This is a genomic window from Streptomyces flaveolus, assembly GCF_014648815.1.
Taxonomy (GTDB): domain Bacteria; phylum Actinomycetota; class Actinomycetes; order Streptomycetales; family Streptomycetaceae; genus Streptomyces; species Streptomyces flaveolus.
Genome location: NZ_BMRV01000006.1, coordinates 302,438 through 316,180 on the forward strand (window position 1 = coordinate 302,438; position 13,743 = coordinate 316,180).

17 protein-coding genes are annotated in these 13,743 nt (G+C 69.9%); 5 read left to right on the forward strand and 12 right to left on the reverse strand.

Features of this window, described 5'->3' with window-relative positions; genetic code table 11:
* Nucleotides 1-46 precede the first annotated feature (46 nt).
* The 4 genes from rdgB to IEZ05_RS17160 form a co-directional block, all read right to left on the reverse strand.
* Entirely contained in the window at nt 47-649 is a 603-nt protein-coding gene (rdgB, locus tag IEZ05_RS17145; protein WP_189230984.1) for an RdgB/HAM1 family non-canonical purine NTP pyrophosphatase, read from the reverse strand.
* Between the two features lie 46 nt (nt 650-695).
* Nucleotides 696-1,103 (reverse strand): hypothetical protein, encoded by a 408-nt coding sequence (locus tag IEZ05_RS17150; RefSeq protein ID WP_189230985.1) that lies wholly within the window; start codon nt 1,101-1,103, stop codon nt 696-698.
* Nucleotides 1,104-1,255: 152 nt separating this feature from the next.
* Complete coding sequence (rph, locus tag IEZ05_RS17155; RefSeq protein WP_189230986.1) at nt 1,256-1,993, reverse strand: ribonuclease PH; 738 nt, start codon at nt 1,991-1,993, stop codon at nt 1,256-1,258.
* Between the two features lie 75 nt (nt 1,994-2,068).
* Nucleotides 2,069-2,302 carry a glucose PTS transporter subunit EIIB gene (locus tag IEZ05_RS17160; RefSeq protein WP_071383815.1) on the reverse strand — a complete coding sequence of 78 codons (234 nt, stop codon included), beginning with the start codon at nt 2,300-2,302 and terminating at the stop codon, nt 2,069-2,071.
* Nucleotides 2,303-2,460: 158 nt separating this feature from the next.
* Between IEZ05_RS17160 and IEZ05_RS17165 the strand changes: the two genes are divergently transcribed.
* Nucleotides 2,461-3,756 (forward strand): PTS transporter subunit EIIC, encoded by a 1,296-nt coding sequence (locus tag IEZ05_RS17165; protein WP_189230987.1) that lies wholly within the window; start codon nt 2,461-2,463, stop codon nt 3,754-3,756.
* 227 nt (nt 3,757-3,983) lie between these two features.
* Complete coding sequence (locus IEZ05_RS17170) at nt 3,984-5,234, forward strand: PTS transporter subunit EIIC (RefSeq protein ID WP_189230988.1); 1,251 nt, start codon at nt 3,984-3,986, stop codon at nt 5,232-5,234.
* Nucleotides 5,235-5,325: 91 nt separating this feature from the next.
* On the opposite strand, the gene IEZ05_RS17175 is transcribed toward IEZ05_RS17170, so the two are convergent.
* A complete protein-coding gene (locus IEZ05_RS17175; protein WP_189230989.1) occupies nt 5,326-6,078 on the reverse strand; it encodes an MBL fold metallo-hydrolase in 753 nt (250 codons plus the stop codon).
* Between the two features lie 204 nt (nt 6,079-6,282).
* Here IEZ05_RS17175 and IEZ05_RS17180 point away from each other — a divergent pair, with 204 nt between their 5' ends.
* The gene (locus IEZ05_RS17180; RefSeq protein WP_189230990.1) at nt 6,283-6,741 is read left to right on the forward strand and encodes a type II toxin-antitoxin system PemK/MazF family toxin; all 459 of its coding nucleotides are present in this window, start codon (nt 6,283-6,285) and stop codon (nt 6,739-6,741) included.
* Nucleotides 6,742-6,745: 4 nt separating this feature from the next.
* Here IEZ05_RS17180 and IEZ05_RS17185 read toward each other — a convergent pair whose 3' ends face one another.
* The 7 genes from IEZ05_RS17185 to clpS form a co-directional block, all read right to left on the reverse strand.
* On the reverse strand, nt 6,746-7,696 hold the full coding sequence (locus IEZ05_RS17185) for a PLP-dependent cysteine synthase family protein (protein ID WP_189230991.1): 951 nt from the start codon (nt 7,694-7,696) through the stop codon (nt 6,746-6,748).
* A gap of 5 nt (nt 7,697-7,701) precedes the next feature.
* On the reverse strand, nt 7,702-7,980 hold the full coding sequence (locus tag IEZ05_RS17190; protein WP_189230992.1) for a MoaD/ThiS family protein: 279 nt from the start codon (nt 7,978-7,980) through the stop codon (nt 7,702-7,704).
* Nucleotides 7,981-8,079: 99 nt separating this feature from the next.
* Nucleotides 8,080-8,175 (reverse strand): putative leader peptide, encoded by a 96-nt coding sequence (locus IEZ05_RS37085; RefSeq protein ID WP_310873142.1) that lies wholly within the window; start codon nt 8,173-8,175, stop codon nt 8,080-8,082.
* Between the two features lie 79 nt (nt 8,176-8,254).
* Nucleotides 8,255-8,677 carry a M67 family metallopeptidase gene (locus IEZ05_RS17195; RefSeq protein WP_189230993.1) on the reverse strand — a complete coding sequence of 141 codons (423 nt, stop codon included), beginning with the start codon at nt 8,675-8,677 and terminating at the stop codon, nt 8,255-8,257.
* A gap of 170 nt (nt 8,678-8,847) precedes the next feature.
* Entirely contained in the window at nt 8,848-10,275 is a 1,428-nt protein-coding gene (locus IEZ05_RS17200; protein WP_189230994.1) for an amino acid permease, read from the reverse strand.
* Between the two features lie 351 nt (nt 10,276-10,626).
* Nucleotides 10,627-11,241: a DUF2017 domain-containing protein gene (locus IEZ05_RS17205; RefSeq protein ID WP_189230995.1), complete on the reverse strand. Its 615-nt coding sequence runs from the start codon at nt 11,239-11,241 to the stop codon at nt 10,627-10,629.
* Between the two features lie 41 nt (nt 11,242-11,282).
* Nucleotides 11,283-11,600, reverse strand: coding sequence for an ATP-dependent Clp protease adapter ClpS (clpS, locus tag IEZ05_RS17210; RefSeq protein ID WP_003975895.1), 318 nt, complete (start codon nt 11,598-11,600; stop codon nt 11,283-11,285).
* A gap of 109 nt (nt 11,601-11,709) precedes the next feature.
* Between clpS and IEZ05_RS17215 the strand changes: the two genes are divergently transcribed.
* Complete coding sequence (locus IEZ05_RS17215; RefSeq protein WP_189230996.1) at nt 11,710-13,056, forward strand: nicotinate phosphoribosyltransferase; 1,347 nt, start codon at nt 11,710-11,712, stop codon at nt 13,054-13,056.
* 96 nt (nt 13,057-13,152) lie between these two features.
* Nucleotides 13,153-13,740: a nicotinamidase gene (locus IEZ05_RS17220; protein ID WP_189230997.1), complete on the forward strand. Its 588-nt coding sequence runs from the start codon at nt 13,153-13,155 to the stop codon at nt 13,738-13,740.
* The last annotated feature ends 3 nt before the right edge of the window (nt 13,741-13,743 follow it).

Genomic DNA, 13,743 nt, shown 5'->3' on the forward strand with positions numbered 1-13,743 from the left:
CGAGCCCTGCACCTTCGATTCTTGGTGCGGGGCTCGTTTCGTGAAGTCAGCCCAACAGCTCCCGCACCGCCGGTACCAAGGCCCGGAAGGCCTTGCCTCGGTGGCTGATGGCGTTCTTTTCCGCGGCCGTCAGTTCCGCGCAGGTGCGGGTCTCGCCGTCCGGCTGGAGGATCGGGTCGTAGCCGAAGCCGCCCGTGCCCGCGGGGGTGTGGCGGAGGGTGCCGCGGAGTTGGCCCTCGACCACGCGTTCCGTGCCGTCGGGCAGTGCCAGGGCCGCCGCGCAGGCGAAGTGCGCGCCCCGGTGTTCGTCCGCGATGTCGCCGATCTGGGCGAGGAGGAGGTCCAGGTTGGCCTTGTCGTCGCCGTGGCGGCCGGCCCAGCGGGCGGAGAAGATGCCGGGGGCGCCGCCCAGGACGTCGACGCAGAGGCCGGAGTCGTCGGCGACGGCGGGGAGGCCGGTGGCCTGCGCGAGGGCGTGGGCCTTGAGGAGGGCGTTCTCGGCGAAGGTGACGCCGGTTTCCTTGACGTCGGGGATCTCCGGGTAGGCGTCCGCGCCGACGAGGTCGTGGGGCAGGCCCGCGTCGGCGAGGATGGCCCTCAGTTCGGTGATCTTTCCGGCGTTGCGGGTGGCGAGGATCAGGCGGGTCATGGGGCCCAGTATTGCGGACCCCGCCTCCGGTTCGACCGGGCCCTCCCTACGGCGTGCAGACCTTCGTCAGTTCGCCGGCCGCGTCGGTGACGGGGCTGATGTCGGGGGTGTTGTCGCCGTTCCTGACGGACGTCCGGATGTTGTCCACGGCCTTGCCGAGGTCCTCGACCGCCTTGTTGACGTCGGCGTTGTCGGTGCGGTCGCCGATCTTGTCGAGGTTCTTGTCTATGGAGTCGAGGGATTCCTCGAGTTGCGTCGGGTCGTTGGACGCGTTCTCCACGGCCTGCTGGAGCGCGGTGACGCTGTCGGCTATGGCGTCGGCGGTCTGGACGCAGTCGAGTGCCTTGTCGACGGCGTCGCAGCCGGTGGTCAGGCCCACGGTCAGGGCGGCGGTCGCCAGGGCTGCGGCGGCGTATGCGGTGCGGCGACGGCGGCTGCGTCGGGTCGCGGCCATGGGTCTCGGTCCTCCCCTTGGGACAGGGCCGGGCGGCCCGTGTGCGGTTGCTGTGCCGGGCGTACGGCGATGGAGTCGTACGCCCGTACTGCCGAAGACGCCGCGGCGGGCGGTCGAGTTGCGCGCCGGGCGTCCTTTTCTTGGCGTCCTCTTTACCGTTCGAGGACGGTGTCGAGCGCCTTGCGCTGCAGCTCGGCCAGTTCGGTGCAGCCGGCGGCGGCGAGGTCGAGCAGGGCGTTGAGTTCCTCGCGGGCGAAGGGTTCGGCCTCGGCGGTGCCCTGGACCTCGACGAAGCGGCCGTCGCCGGTGCAGACGACGTTCATGTCGGTGTCGGCGCGGACGTCCTCCTCGTAGCGGAGGTCGAGGAGGGGGGTGCCGCCGACGATGCCGACGGAGACGGCGGAGACGGTGCCGATGAGGGGCTTGCGGCCGGCCTTGATCAGCTTCTTGCCCTGGGCCCAGCCGATGGCGTCGGCCAGCGCGACGTAGGCGCCGGTGATGGCCGCGGTGCGGGTGCCGCCGTCGGCCTGGAGGACGTCGCAGTCGAGGACGATGGTGTTCTCGCCGAGCGCCTTGTAGTCGATGACGGCGCGCAGGGAGCGGCCGATGAGGCGGCTGATCTCGTGGGTGCGGCCGCCGATGCGGCCCTTGACCGATTCGCGGTCGCCGCGGGTGTTGGTGGCGCGGGGCAGCATGGCGTACTCGGCGGTGACCCAGCCTTCGCCGCTGCCCTTGCGCCAGCGCGGGACGCCTTCGGTGACGGAGGCGGTGCAGAGGACCTTGGTGTCGCCGAAGGAGACGAGGACGGAGCCTTCGGCGTGCTTGCTCCAGCCGCGTTCGATGGTGACGGGGCGGAGCTGTTGGGGGGTGCGGCCGTCGATTCGTGACATGCGGGTGAGCCTAGCGGCCCATGGGGAAGGGGCCTGTCCCGCAGTGGGGAAGGCCCCTTGCCGGTGAGCCGGTGCTCACATCATGTCTTCGATCTCCGCGGCGATCGGGTCGGCGTCGGTGCCGATGACGACCTGGATGGCGGTGCCCATCTTGACGACGCCGTGGGCGCCGGCGGCCTTCAGGGCGGCCTCGTCGACCTTGGAAGCGTCGTGGACCTCGGTGCGGAGGCGGGTGATGCAGCCTTCGATCTCGTCGATGTTGTCGATGCCGCCGAGGCCGGCGACGATCTTCTCAGCCTTGCTGGCCATGTTCCTTCTCCCTGATCCGAACCGCTTTGTCGCAGTAACCCACAGTTGGCCCATCTTCGCGAGCGGTCACGCGGTGGGTACCGAATGATGGCGTCACGACAGCGGAACCGTCCCGCAACTGGTCTACACCAGTGTACCGGCGACCGGATGGAGACCGGATGAGTGCCGACAGTGCGGTCAGTCCTGCGCGTGCCCGCTGGAACAAGGCGTTCCAGGGGTTGCAGAAGATGGGCCGCAGTCTTCAGCTGCCCATCGCGGTCCTGCCCGCCGCGGGCATTCTCAACCGGCTGGGGCAGCCGGACGTGTTCGGGGACGACGGCCTGGGCTGGACGAACGTCTCGAAGGTGATGACGGGCGCGGGCGGCGCGCTGCTGGACGGTTCGCTGGGGCTGCCGCTGCTGTTCTGCATCGGCGTGGCCATCGGGATGGCGAAGAAGGCGGACGGTTCGACGGCGCTGGCGGCGGTGGCGGGGTTCCTCGTCTACTACAACGTGCTGCGGCAGTTCCCGGAGGACTGCCCGGAGGGGTCGAAGGCGGTCCCGCAGATCGGCTGTCAGGTGACCGACGGGTCGGGCACGGTGACGGCGTTCGTCTTCCAGAATCCGGGGGTGTTCGGCGGCATCGTGATGGGGCTGCTGTCGGCGTTCTTCTGGCAGCGGTTCCACCGGACGAAGCTGGTGGACTGGCTGGGCTTCTTCAACGGCCGACGACTGGTGCCGATCATCATGGCGTTCGTGGCGATCGTGTTCGCGGCGCTGTGTCTGTGGGTGTGGCCGCCGATCGGCGACGCGCTGGAGAGTTTCAGCGACTGGCTGAACGGGATCGGCGCGTGGGGCGCGGGCGTGTTCGGGCTGGCGAACCGGGCGCTGCTGGTGATCGGGCTGCATCAGTTCCTGAACGTGCCGATGTGGTTCCAGTTCGGCAGTTTCACGAAGCCGGACGGCACGGTGGTGCACGGCGACATCAACATGTTCCTCGCCGGGGACCCGGACGCGGGTCAGTTCACGTCGGGGTTCTTCCCGATCATGATGTTCGCGCTGCCGGCCGCCGCGCTGGCCATCACACACTGCGCGAAGCCGCACCGCCGCAAGGAGGTCGGCGGCCTGATGCTGTCGGTGGCGCTGACGTCGTTCGTGACGGGCATCACCGAGCCGCTGGAGTACTCGTTCCTGTTCATCGCCCCGGCGCTGTACGCGGTGCACGCGGTGCTGACGGGTGTGTCCATGGCGGTGACGTGGGCGCTGGGGGTGCACGACGGGTTCAGCTTCTCGGCGGGGCTGATCGACTACGTCATCAACTGGAACCTGGCGACCAGGCCGTGGCTGATCATTCCGATCGGTCTGTGTTTCGCGGTGGTGTACTACGTGGTTTTCCGGTTCGCGATCACGAAGTTCGATCTGAAGACTCCGGGGCGGGAGCCGGAGGACGAGGTCGAGGACGTCACCAAGGTATAGACCTCACGTACCCTTGGGGGCGTGGTCTCGCGAAGGCCCCCGGACCTCTGGTCCGGGGGCCTTCGGCGCGCTCCGGTGCGCTGTCGAGGGGGTCTGACCTGGGGTGCTCGATCGGCACTGCGCGTAGTGCCGCGGTAGCGGATTCGCGGGTTCCTTACGCGGCCTTCATCGTGCTACAACAGGTCTACACCACTCAGTGGTGTAGACCATCACCCGATGGAGGACTTATGAGCACCGCCACCGCAACGGCGGCCCCCGCAAAGAAGCGGGGACAGGGCCTTTTCCAGGGCCTGCAGAAGGTCGGCCGCAGCCTGCAGCTCCCGATCGCCGTACTGCCGGCAGCGGGCATCATGGTCCGGCTCGGCCAGGACGACATCTTCGGCAAGGACGGCCTCGGCTGGGACAAGGTCGCCGCCGTCTTCAACAACGCGGGCGGTGCCCTCACCGGCTCGCTGCCGATCCTGTTCTGCATAGGCGTGGCCATCGGCTTCGCCAAGAAGGCGGACGGCTCGACGGCACTGGCCGCCGTGGTCGGCTTCCTCGTCTACAGCAAGGTCCTGGAGGCCTTCCCGGTCACCGAGGCGGTGGTGCAGAAGGGCGAGGACATCGCCGCGACGTACAACGACCCGGGTGTGCTCGGCGGCATCATCATGGGTCTGCTCTCCGCCGTGCTGTGGCAGCGGTTCCACCGCACCAAGCTGGTGGACTGGCTCGGCTTCTTCAACGGCCGCCGCCTGGTGCCGATCATCATGGCCTTCGTCGGCATCGTCGTCGGCGTCTTCTTCGGTCTGGTCTGGGAGCCCATCGGCACCGGCATCTCGAACTTCGGCGAGTGGATGACCGGGCTCGGCTCCGGCGGCGCCGCCCTGTTCGGCGGCGTGAACCGCGCGCTGATCCCGGTCGGCATGCACCAGTTCGTGAACACCGTGGCCTGGTTCCAGCTCGGCGACTTCACCAACTCCGCCGGTGAGGTCGTGCACGGCGACATCACCCGCTTCCTGGCCGGCGACCCGAACGCCGGACTCTTCCAGGCCGGCTTCTTCCCGATCATGATGTTCGGTCTGCCGGCCGCCGCGATCGCCATCGCCCACTGCGCCCGCCCGGAGCGCCGCAAGGCCGTCCTCGGCATGATGGTCTCGCTCGCCCTGACCTCGTTCGTCACCGGTGTGACCGAGCCGATCGAGTTCTCGTTCATGTTCATCGCGCCGGTCCTGTACGTGCTGCACGCGGTGCTGACGGCCATTTCGATGGCGGTGACCTGGGGCCTCGGGGTGCACGCCGGCTTCAACTTCTCGGCCGGCTTCATCGACTACGCCCTGAACTGGCACCTGGCGACCAAGCCATGGCTGATCATCCCGATCGGTCTGGTGTTCGCGGCGATCTACTACGTGACGTTCCGCTTCGCGATCATCAAGTTCAACCTCAAGACCCCGGGCCGCGAGCCCGAGGAGGAGGTCGAGGACCTCACCAAGGCGTGAGTCCCCGCCGCACAGCATGAGCACGGCATGACCGAGGCCCCCGGAGCCGCAGAGCTCCGGGGGCCTCGTCGCGTCCGCGTGGGCGTTCGCGTCAGATCTCGTACACCGCGCCCGGCGCCGCCACGTCCACCGGACCGTCGTAGACCTCGCGGGCGTCGGCCAGGTTGATCTGCGGGTCGGTCCACGGCGGGATGTGGGTGAGGACCAGGCGGCGGGCACCCGCCCGGCTCGCGCTCTCCCCCGCCTCGCGCCCGTTGAGGTGCAGGTCGGGGATGTTCTCCTTGCCGTGCGTGAAGGCGGCCTCGCACAGGAACAGGTCGGTGTCCCGGGCGAGTTCGTCCAGCACGGGGGTGGTGCCGGTGTCGCCGGAGTACGTCAGCGACCGGCCGCCGTGCTCGACGCGGATGGCGTAGGCCTCCACGGGGTGGGCGACGCGCTCGGTGTGCACGGTGAAGGGGCCGACGTCGAAGGTGGACGGCTTGACCGTGTGGAAGTCGAAGACCTCGCTCATGGACGAGGCTGAGGGGGTGTCGGCGTAGGCGGTGGTGAGCCGGTGCTCGGTGCCCTCGGGTCCGTAGACGGGGAGGGGGTCGCAGCGGCCGCCGTCGTGCCGGTAGTAGCGCGCCACGAAGTAGGCGCACATGTCGATGCAGTGGTCGGCGTGCAGGTGGCTGAGGAAGATCGCGTCGAGGTCGTAGAGACCGCAGTGGCGCTGCAGCTCGCCGAGGGCGCCGTTGCCCAGGTCGAGGAGCAGCCGGAAGCCGTCGGCCTCGACGAGGTAGCTCGAGCAGGCCGATTCCGCGGACGGGAACGACCCCGAGCAGCCGACGACGGTGAGCTTCATGAAGCAGAAACCTCCGCTGGCGGATGTGGAGAGACGGGGGTCGTGCGGTCCGTCGAGCGTAAGGCGCAAAACCTTTGGTCGCTCCTCCGCCAGGGGCCGTTGTGGGCGAACTCACCTGTGGTGTCACCGGTTCGGCTGGAAGTGGGGCGCCCGGGGCCACTGAGGGGGCGCGTGGTGCGGGCGCGCGCCGGTAACGTCGTCGGTATGGACACGTCCTGGTGGCTCGCGCTCGCGGCGGTGGTGCTTCTCGCGCTCGTCGCCACGGTCGTCGACGGCTGGGGCGCGGGGCGGCGGCGGCCCGCGGGCAGCCGGCGTCCGCCGGGTCGTCCCCGTGGTCCGCGGGGCCGGGCGGTGCGGCCGCGGCCGGCGGAGATCTGGTGGGCGAACGTGCCCTACGAGGACACCCGGGGTGCCAAGGACCGGCCGTGCCTGGTGATCGCGGTGCGCGGGCGGCAGGCGCTGGTCGCGAAGATCACCAGCAGGTACCGGGAGGGGCGGGCCGGGGTGATCACGCTGCCGCCGGGGGCCGTCGGTGACGGGCGGGGGCGGAAGAGCTTCCTGGAGACGGACGAGCTGCGCCGGGTCCCGCTGGGTGACTTCCGGCGCCGGGTGGGCGAGGTGGACCCGGCCCTGTGGGACCAGGTACGGCACCTCGCCCGGTGAGGCGTCAGGCCCAGAGCTGGCCCTGGAGGGTCTCGATGGCCTCTTCGGTGGTGGCGGCGGTGTAGACGCCGGTGGAGAGGTACTTCCAGCCGCCGTCGGCGACGACGAACACGATGTCCGCGCTCTCCCCCGCGTTGACCGCCTTCTTGCCGACGCCGATGGCGGCGTGCAGGGCGGCGCCGGTGGAGACGCCCGCGAAGATGCCCTCCTGCTGGAGGAGTTCGCGGGTGCGGGTGACCGCGTCGGCCGAGCCCACCGAGAAGCGGGTGGTGAGCACGGAGGCGTCGTACAGCTCGGGTACGAAGCCCTCGTCGAGGTTGCGCAGGCCGTAGACCAGGTCGTCGTAGCGCGGTTCGGCGGCGACGATCTTCACGTCCGGCTTGTGCTCGCGCAGGTAGCGGCCGACGCCCATGAGGGTGCCGGTGGTGCCGAGGCCGGCCACGAAGTGGGTGATCGAGGGCAGGTCGGCGAGGATCTCCGGGCCGGTGCCGGCGTAGTGGGCGCCGGCGTTGTCCGGGTTGCCGTACTGGTACAGCATCACCCAGTCGGGGTGCTCGGCGGAGAGTTCCTTGGCGACCCGCACGGCGGTGTTGGAGCCGCCCGCGGCCGGGGAGGAGATGATCTCCGCGCCCCACATGGCGAGCAGGTCCCGGCGTTCCTGCGAGGTGTTCTCGGGCATCACGCAGACGATGCGGTAGCCCTTGAGCTTGGCGGCCATGGCCAGCGAGATGCCGGTGTTGCCGGAGGTGGGCTCGAGGATGGTGCAGCCGGGGGTGAGACGGCCGTCCTTCTCCGCCTGCTCGATCATGTGCAGGGCGGGGCGGTCCTTGATCGAGCCGGTCGGGTTGCGGTCCTCCAGCTTGGCCCAGATGCGGACGTCTTCGGACGGCGACAGCCGCGGCAGGCGCACCAGAGGGGTGTTGCCCACCGCGGCCAGCGGGGAGTCGTACCGCATCCCGATCAGGCCATACCGCCGGCGACGGCCGGCAGGATCGTGACGCTGTCGCCGTCGGCGAGCTTGGTGTTGATGCCGTCGAGGAAGCGGACGTCCTCGTCGTTCAGGTAGACGTTGACGAAGCGGCGCAGCTGGTCGCCGTCCACGATGCGGGCCTGGATGCCCGTGTGCCGGGTCTCGAGGTCGGCGAAGAGCTCGGTGAGGGTGTCCCCGTTGCCCTCCACCGCCTTCTGGCCGTCGGTGTACTGGCGGAGGATGGTCGGGATACGGACCTCGATGGCCATGGCTGAGGGCTCCTGTCGGAAGGTGTCGTGGGTTCGTGGGGCGCGCGGCGGCACGCGGCGGCCCGCCGCGGCTCACGGCCGTACGGCGGCAGCGGAAGATCAACAGATGGCGCTGTTCAGCCTGCACAGGTCGACGTGCAGCCGCGCCACGAGCAGCGTGCCCGGCGCCTTTTCGCTCACGTCGAGAAGAACCATGGGCTCATCGTATCGATTCCCGGTCCGGCTTCCGGAGTGTGATCTCACCGTTCGGACAGTTTTCATCCGCAGTGCGAGATCAGTACGCCTCCACCACCTTGACCTCCTCCTCCGTGACCTCGCCTTCCACGATCCGGTACGAGCGGAACTGGAAGTCGCCGGCGCCGTCGGTGTCCGCGGTGGAGACGAGGACGTAGTGCGCGCCGGGTTCGTTGGCGTAGGTGATGTCGGTGCGGGAGGGGTACGCCTCGGTGGCCGTGTGGGAGTGGTAGATGATCACCGGCTCCTCGTCGCGGTCGTCCATCTCGCGGTAGAGCTTGAGCAGGTCCTGCGAGTCGAACTCGTAGAAGGTGGGCGAGCGGGCGGCGTTGAGCATCGGGATGAACCGCTCGGCGCGGCCGGCGCCCACGGGACCGGCCACCACGCCGCACGCCTCGTCGGGGTGGTCCTCGCGCGCGTGGGCGACGATCTGGTCGTACAGGGCCTGGGTGATGGTCAGCATGCGGCCAGCATAAGCAGAGGGGCCGATCCGTACCGGTGGGTGGTACGGATCGGCCCATATGCCGGACATCCTGAGCGGCGGCCTTGCCGGGGTGCCACGAGCAGCCCGTGCGGCCGGACGTCCGGGGTGCGCGCGAACGCGCTGGTCAGCGGGGTTCGGCGGGGTGGCGGTCAGCCGACCTTCTCGAACTCCGGCTCGCCGTGGCGCTCGGTGACCTGCGGGTTGCGGGCCTTGAGCACGAACCAGCCGATGCCCAGGGCGACGGCCCAGCCCGCCATCACGTACAGACAGATCCGCGAGTCGGCGTCGTAGGCGATGAGGCCGGTGACGAAGAGCAGGAAGGCGATGGCGACGTAGGAGAAGACCGAGCCGCCCGGCGCCGGGAAGGAGGAGGCGGGCAGGCGGCCCGCGACGACCTGGCGGCGGTAGAGGACGTGGCTGACCAGGATCATCAGCCAGGTCCAGATGCCGGCGGCGGTGGCGACGGAGGTGACGTAGCCGAAGGCCTTCTCCGGGACGATGTAGTTCAGCACGACGCCGATGCCCATGAAGACGACCGAGACCGTGATGCCGAACGCCGGGGTCTTGGTCGACGACAGCCGGCTGAAGACCTTGGGCGCCTCGCCGTTGTCCGCGAGGGTGCGCAGCATGCGGCCCGTGGAATACATGCCGGAGTTGCAGGAGGACAGGGCGGCGGTGAGCACGACGAAGTTGACGATGCCGGCGCCGGCCGGGATGCCGATGACCCCGAAGGCCTTCACGAAGGGGCTGACGCCCTCGGCGAACTCGGTCCACTTCACCACCGCCAGGATGACGGTGAGGGCGCCGACGTAGAACAGCGCGATGCGCCAGGGCAGGGTGTTGATCGCCTTGGGGAGGGTCTTCTCCGGGTTCTCGGACTCGCCGGCGGTGACGCCGACCAGCTCGACGGCGAGGTAGGCGAACATGACGCCCTGGAGGGTCATCAGGGACGAGCCGATGCCCTTGGGGAAGAAGCCGTCGAACTCCCACAGGTTGGAGACGGCGGCGGTGTCGCCGGCCTGGCTGAAGCCGAGGGTGAGCACGCCGATACCGATCACGATCATGCCGATGATCGCGGTGACCTTGACCATCGAGAACCAGAACTCGATCTCGCCGAAGAGCTTGACCGAGATCAGGTTGGCCGCGAACAGCACGACCAGGAAGACGAGGGCGGAGACCCACTGCGGGATGTCCGGGAACCAGTAGTGGATGTAGATGGCGGCGGCGGTGAGCTCCGCCATGCCGGTGACCACCCACATCAGCCAGTACGTCCAGCCGGTGAAGTAACCGAAGAAGGGGCCGAGGAACTCGCGTGAGTACTCGGCGAAGGAGCCCGAGACCGGACGGTAGAGCAGGAGCTCGCCGAGCGCCCGCATGATGAAGAAGATGATCACACCCGCGAGGGCGTACATGAGGATGATGCTGGGGCCGGCCTTGGCGATGTTGGCCCCGGCTCCCAGGAAGAGGCCGACGCCGATGGCGCCGCCGATCGCGATCATCTGGACCTGACGGCTGCCGAGCCCGCGCTCGTACCCCTCTTCGGGGGCCTTCTCCGTGTCGACCTGCGCAGAGGTCATGTGTGGTGCGCCTTTCTCCATGCCGACCCGGGCCTGTCGTCGGCCTCGGATCGGGTCTCGATCCCCCCGGATGATGGAGCTGAGCGGGCCTCGCGTCCCGCTCGTGCCTGGCCGGCGGTCCGCCGGCTCGGTGGCGCACCCGGCCGAACATTCGGGTGGTGTTCGCCGGGCGGTCGTGAAGATTTACCACGGCCGCAGCACTGATCACAGGGGGCGCCTGTGATGTGTCACACAGGCAGAAGCGGACAAAAGGCACCTGGAGGGTACAAAGGAGGGCGCGGCTTTGACGCGATCGTTATCCGGATTTGAGGCTCCGCTGAGCGGACGCACGAGCCTCGCGAACGGGACCGGTCAGGGCATAAGGGTCGAGACGAGTGTCTCCTGGAGCCCGCCGAGCCACAGGTACGCCATGACCATCGGCTTGCGCGGGTCCTCGTCGGGAAGCCGGTAGAGCAGGTCGGAGTCGTCCTCGTCGGCGATCTCCAGCCGGGAGCCGATCGCCAGGCGCAGGTCGTTCAGGGCGCCCAGCCACTGCCGGGACTCGTCCGGCGACAGCTTCAGCACCGCGCCGTCCTCGCCCGCCGACGCCGACGCGGACGCCAGGGCGTCCAGCGCGCGGATCACCGCGAGCGCGTTCTCGCGCTTGCCGGCGCGCAGGTCGTTCTCGGTGTAGCGGCGGAACTCGGCGGAGTGCTCCCGCTGCTCCTCGGCCTCCTTGGCCTGCGGCGTGCCCTCGGGGTCTCCGTAGGCGTCCGGGAAGAGGCGGCGCAGCACCGGGTCGGAGGGCGGCTCACTGGGACCCTCGGCGAAGAGTTCGGCGAGCGGGTCGTCGGAGGCGTTCTCGGCGGGGCCGGGGCCGATCAGCTCCAGGAGCTGGACCGCGAGCGAGCGGATGATGGAGATCTCGACGTCGTCGAGGGCGACGGCCGCGCCGCCGCCGGGGAGCGGTTCGAACTGTCCTGGCATGGAGGTGATTCAGCTGCTTCCGTCCTGCGGGCGGGCGTCGGTCATTTCCGGTCCTGCTGGAGGGTGGCCCACAGGCCGTAGCCGTGCATGGCCTGCACGTCCCGTTCCATCTCCTCGCGGCTGCCGCTGGAGACGACCGCCCGGCCCTTGTGGTGGACGTCCATCATGAGCTTGGTGGCCTTGTCCTTCGAGTAGCCGAAGTACGACTGGAAGACGTAGGTCACGTAGCTCATGAGGTTGACGGGGTCGTTGTGCACGATCGTCACCCAGGGCACGTCGGGCTCGGGTACGGCGAAGACCTCCTCCGCCGACTCGGTCTTCTCGATCTCCATGGGTGCGGCTGCCGTCACACAGCCCATGCTGCCACCACAGGGGGGCACCCGCACAAACGGGCCTGTGGCGGGCGCCACGCGCATCGGACACCCCTTGAAATCGTCAGAGTGACGAAATGGGGGTACGATCCGTCGTATGAACACAGCGGACCTTGGGCTGCCGGTGGACGTCCCCTCGACGGCGCTCTTCACGGACCAGTACGAGCTGACCATGCTCCGAGCCGCCCTGAAGGCCGGCACGGCCGGGCGGCGGAGCGTGTTCGAGGTCTTCACCAGGCGGCTGCCGGACGGACGCCGCTACGGCGTCGTGGCGGGCACCGGACGGGTGCTGGACGCGGTGGAGAACTTCCGCTTCGACGCCGGCGTGCTGCGCTTCCTGCGCGAGAAGGACATCGTCGACGGCGAGACCCTGGACTGGCTCGCCGACTACCGCTTCAGCGGTGACATCTGGGGCTACCCGGAGGGCGAGGTGTACTTCCCCGGCTCGCCGATCATGCGGGTCGAGGGGACCTTCGGCGAGTGCGTGCTGCTGGAGACGGTGCTCCTGTCCATCCTCAACCACGACTCGGCGATCGCCGCGGCCGCCTCCCGCATGGCCTCCGCCGCCGGTGACCGGCCGCTGATCGAGATGGGCGCCCGCCGCACCCACGAGCTGGCCGCGGTGGCCGCCGCCCGCTCCGCCTACGTCGGCGGTTTCGCGACCACCTCCGACCTGGCCGCCGGGTTCCGCTACAACATCCCGACCGTCGGCACCTCCGCCCACGCCTTCACCCTGCTGCACGACACCGAGCGCGACGCGTTCCGCGCCCAGGTGGACGCCCTCGGCCGGGACACGACGCTGCTCGTGGACACCTACGACGTCGCCGAGGCCGTCCGCACGGCCGTGGAGGTGGCCGGGCCCGAGCTGGGCGCCGTGCGCATCGACTCCGGTGACCTGCTGCTGGTCGCGCACCGGGTGCGGCAGCAGCTCGACGAGCTGGGCGCCACCGAGACGAAGATCGTCGTCACCTCCGACCTGGACGAGTACGCCATCGCCTCGCTGGCGGCGGCGCCCGTGGACGCGTACGGCGTCGGCACCCAGCTGGTGACCGGCTCCGGGCACCCGACCGCCTCGATGGTCTACAAGCTCGTCGCCCGCGCCGAGTCCGCCGACGCCGGGGCACCGCTGGTGCCGGTGGCCAAGAAGTCCAGCGGCGGCAAGACCTCCATCGGCGGCCGCAAGTGGGCCGCCCGGCGCCTGGACTCCTACGGCTACGCCGAGGCCGAGGTCGTGGGCACCGGTCCGGTCCCCGCCGGCCTGGCCGACCGGCAGCTGCTGGTCCAGCTGGTCAAGGGCGGCGAGGTCGTCGCCCGCGAGCCGCTGGACGTCGCCCGGGACCGGCACGCCGCCGCCCGCGCCAATCTGCCGCTGTCCGCCACCCAGCTCTCCCGGGGGGAACCCGTCATTCCGACGGAGTACGTGCACGGGGGCTCGGGTAGCTAAAGCTGGTGCGCCGCGAAAAGGCCCGCACCGCCCGCCCCTCCCCGTCCCCCGTGCCCCCACCGGCCCCGTAGCCGCCCCAGTCGAAGGACACCGACCATGCGCCGCGCCTTGATCGTCGTAGACGTGCAGAACGACTTCTGCGAGGGAGGCAGCCTCGCGGTGTCCGGCGGTGCCGACGTGGCCGCCGCCATCACCGAGCTGATCGGGCAGGCGCCCGCCGGCTACCGCCACGTCGTGGCCACCCGCGACCACCACATAGCGCCGGGCGGCCACTTCGCCGACAACCCCGACTACGTCCACTCCTGGCCGGCGCACTGCGTCGCCGGCACGGAGGGAGTCGGCTTCCACCCGAACTTCGCCCCCGCCGTCGCCTCCGGCGCCATCGACGCCGTCTTCGACAAGGGGGCGTACGCGGCGGCCTACAGCGGCTTCGAGGGCGCCGACGAGAACGGCACGACACTCGCCGACTGGCTGCGCGCCCGGCAGATCGACGAGGTCGACGTCGTCGGCATCGCCACGGACCACTGCGTCCGGGCCACCGCCCTGGACGCCGCCCGGGAGGGCTTCCGTACGCAGGTGCTCCTCGACCTGACCGCCGGAGTCGCCCCGGAGACGACCGAGCGGGCGCTGGAGGAGCTGCGGGAGGCGGGCGTGGAGCTGTCGGGCAAGCCGGTCGTCCAGTAGGGG

Excerpts from the sequence above, each read along its gene's own strand:
- IEZ05_RS17165 (WP_189230987.1), top strand. The coding sequence starts at position 2,461 with ATGAGTGCCGACAGTGCGGTCAGTCCTGCGCGTGCCCGCTGGAACAAG.
- IEZ05_RS17190 (WP_189230992.1), bottom strand. The coding sequence starts at position 7,980 with ATGGCCATCGAGGTCCGTATCCCGACCATCCTCCGCCAGTACACCGAC.
- IEZ05_RS17200 (WP_189230994.1), bottom strand. The coding sequence starts at position 10,275 with ATGACCTCTGCGCAGGTCGACACGGAGAAGGCCCCCGAAGAGGGGTAC.
- IEZ05_RS17180 (WP_189230990.1), top strand. The coding sequence starts at position 6,283 with ATGGACACGTCCTGGTGGCTCGCGCTCGCGGCGGTGGTGCTTCTCGCG.
- IEZ05_RS17195 (WP_189230993.1), bottom strand. The coding sequence starts at position 8,677 with ATGCTGACCATCACCCAGGCCCTGTACGACCAGATCGTCGCCCACGCG.
- IEZ05_RS17150 (WP_189230985.1), bottom strand. The coding sequence starts at position 1,103 with ATGGCCGCGACCCGACGCAGCCGCCGTCGCCGCACCGCATACGCCGCC.
- IEZ05_RS17215 (WP_189230996.1), top strand. The coding sequence starts at position 11,710 with ATGAACACAGCGGACCTTGGGCTGCCGGTGGACGTCCCCTCGACGGCG.
- clpS (WP_003975895.1), bottom strand. The coding sequence starts at position 11,600 with ATGGGCTGTGTGACGGCAGCCGCACCCATGGAGATCGAGAAGACCGAG.
- IEZ05_RS17205 (WP_189230995.1), bottom strand. The coding sequence starts at position 11,241 with ATGCCAGGACAGTTCGAACCGCTCCCCGGCGGCGGCGCGGCCGTCGCC.
- IEZ05_RS17220 (WP_189230997.1), top strand. The coding sequence starts at position 13,153 with ATGCGCCGCGCCTTGATCGTCGTAGACGTGCAGAACGACTTCTGCGAG.
- rph (WP_189230986.1), bottom strand. The coding sequence starts at position 1,993 with ATGTCACGAATCGACGGCCGCACCCCCCAACAGCTCCGCCCCGTCACC.
- IEZ05_RS17160 (WP_071383815.1), bottom strand. The coding sequence starts at position 2,302 with ATGGCCAGCAAGGCTGAGAAGATCGTCGCCGGCCTCGGCGGCATCGAC.
- IEZ05_RS17185 (WP_189230991.1), bottom strand. The coding sequence starts at position 7,696 with ATGCGGTACGACTCCCCGCTGGCCGCGGTGGGCAACACCCCTCTGGTG.
- IEZ05_RS17170 (WP_189230988.1), top strand. The coding sequence starts at position 3,984 with ATGAGCACCGCCACCGCAACGGCGGCCCCCGCAAAGAAGCGGGGACAG.
- IEZ05_RS37085 (WP_310873142.1), bottom strand. The coding sequence starts at position 8,175 with ATGGTTCTTCTCGACGTGAGCGAAAAGGCGCCGGGCACGCTGCTCGTG.
- rdgB (WP_189230984.1), bottom strand. The coding sequence starts at position 649 with ATGACCCGCCTGATCCTCGCCACCCGCAACGCCGGAAAGATCACCGAA.
- IEZ05_RS17175 (WP_189230989.1), bottom strand. The coding sequence starts at position 6,078 with ATGAAGCTCACCGTCGTCGGCTGCTCGGGGTCGTTCCCGTCCGCGGAA.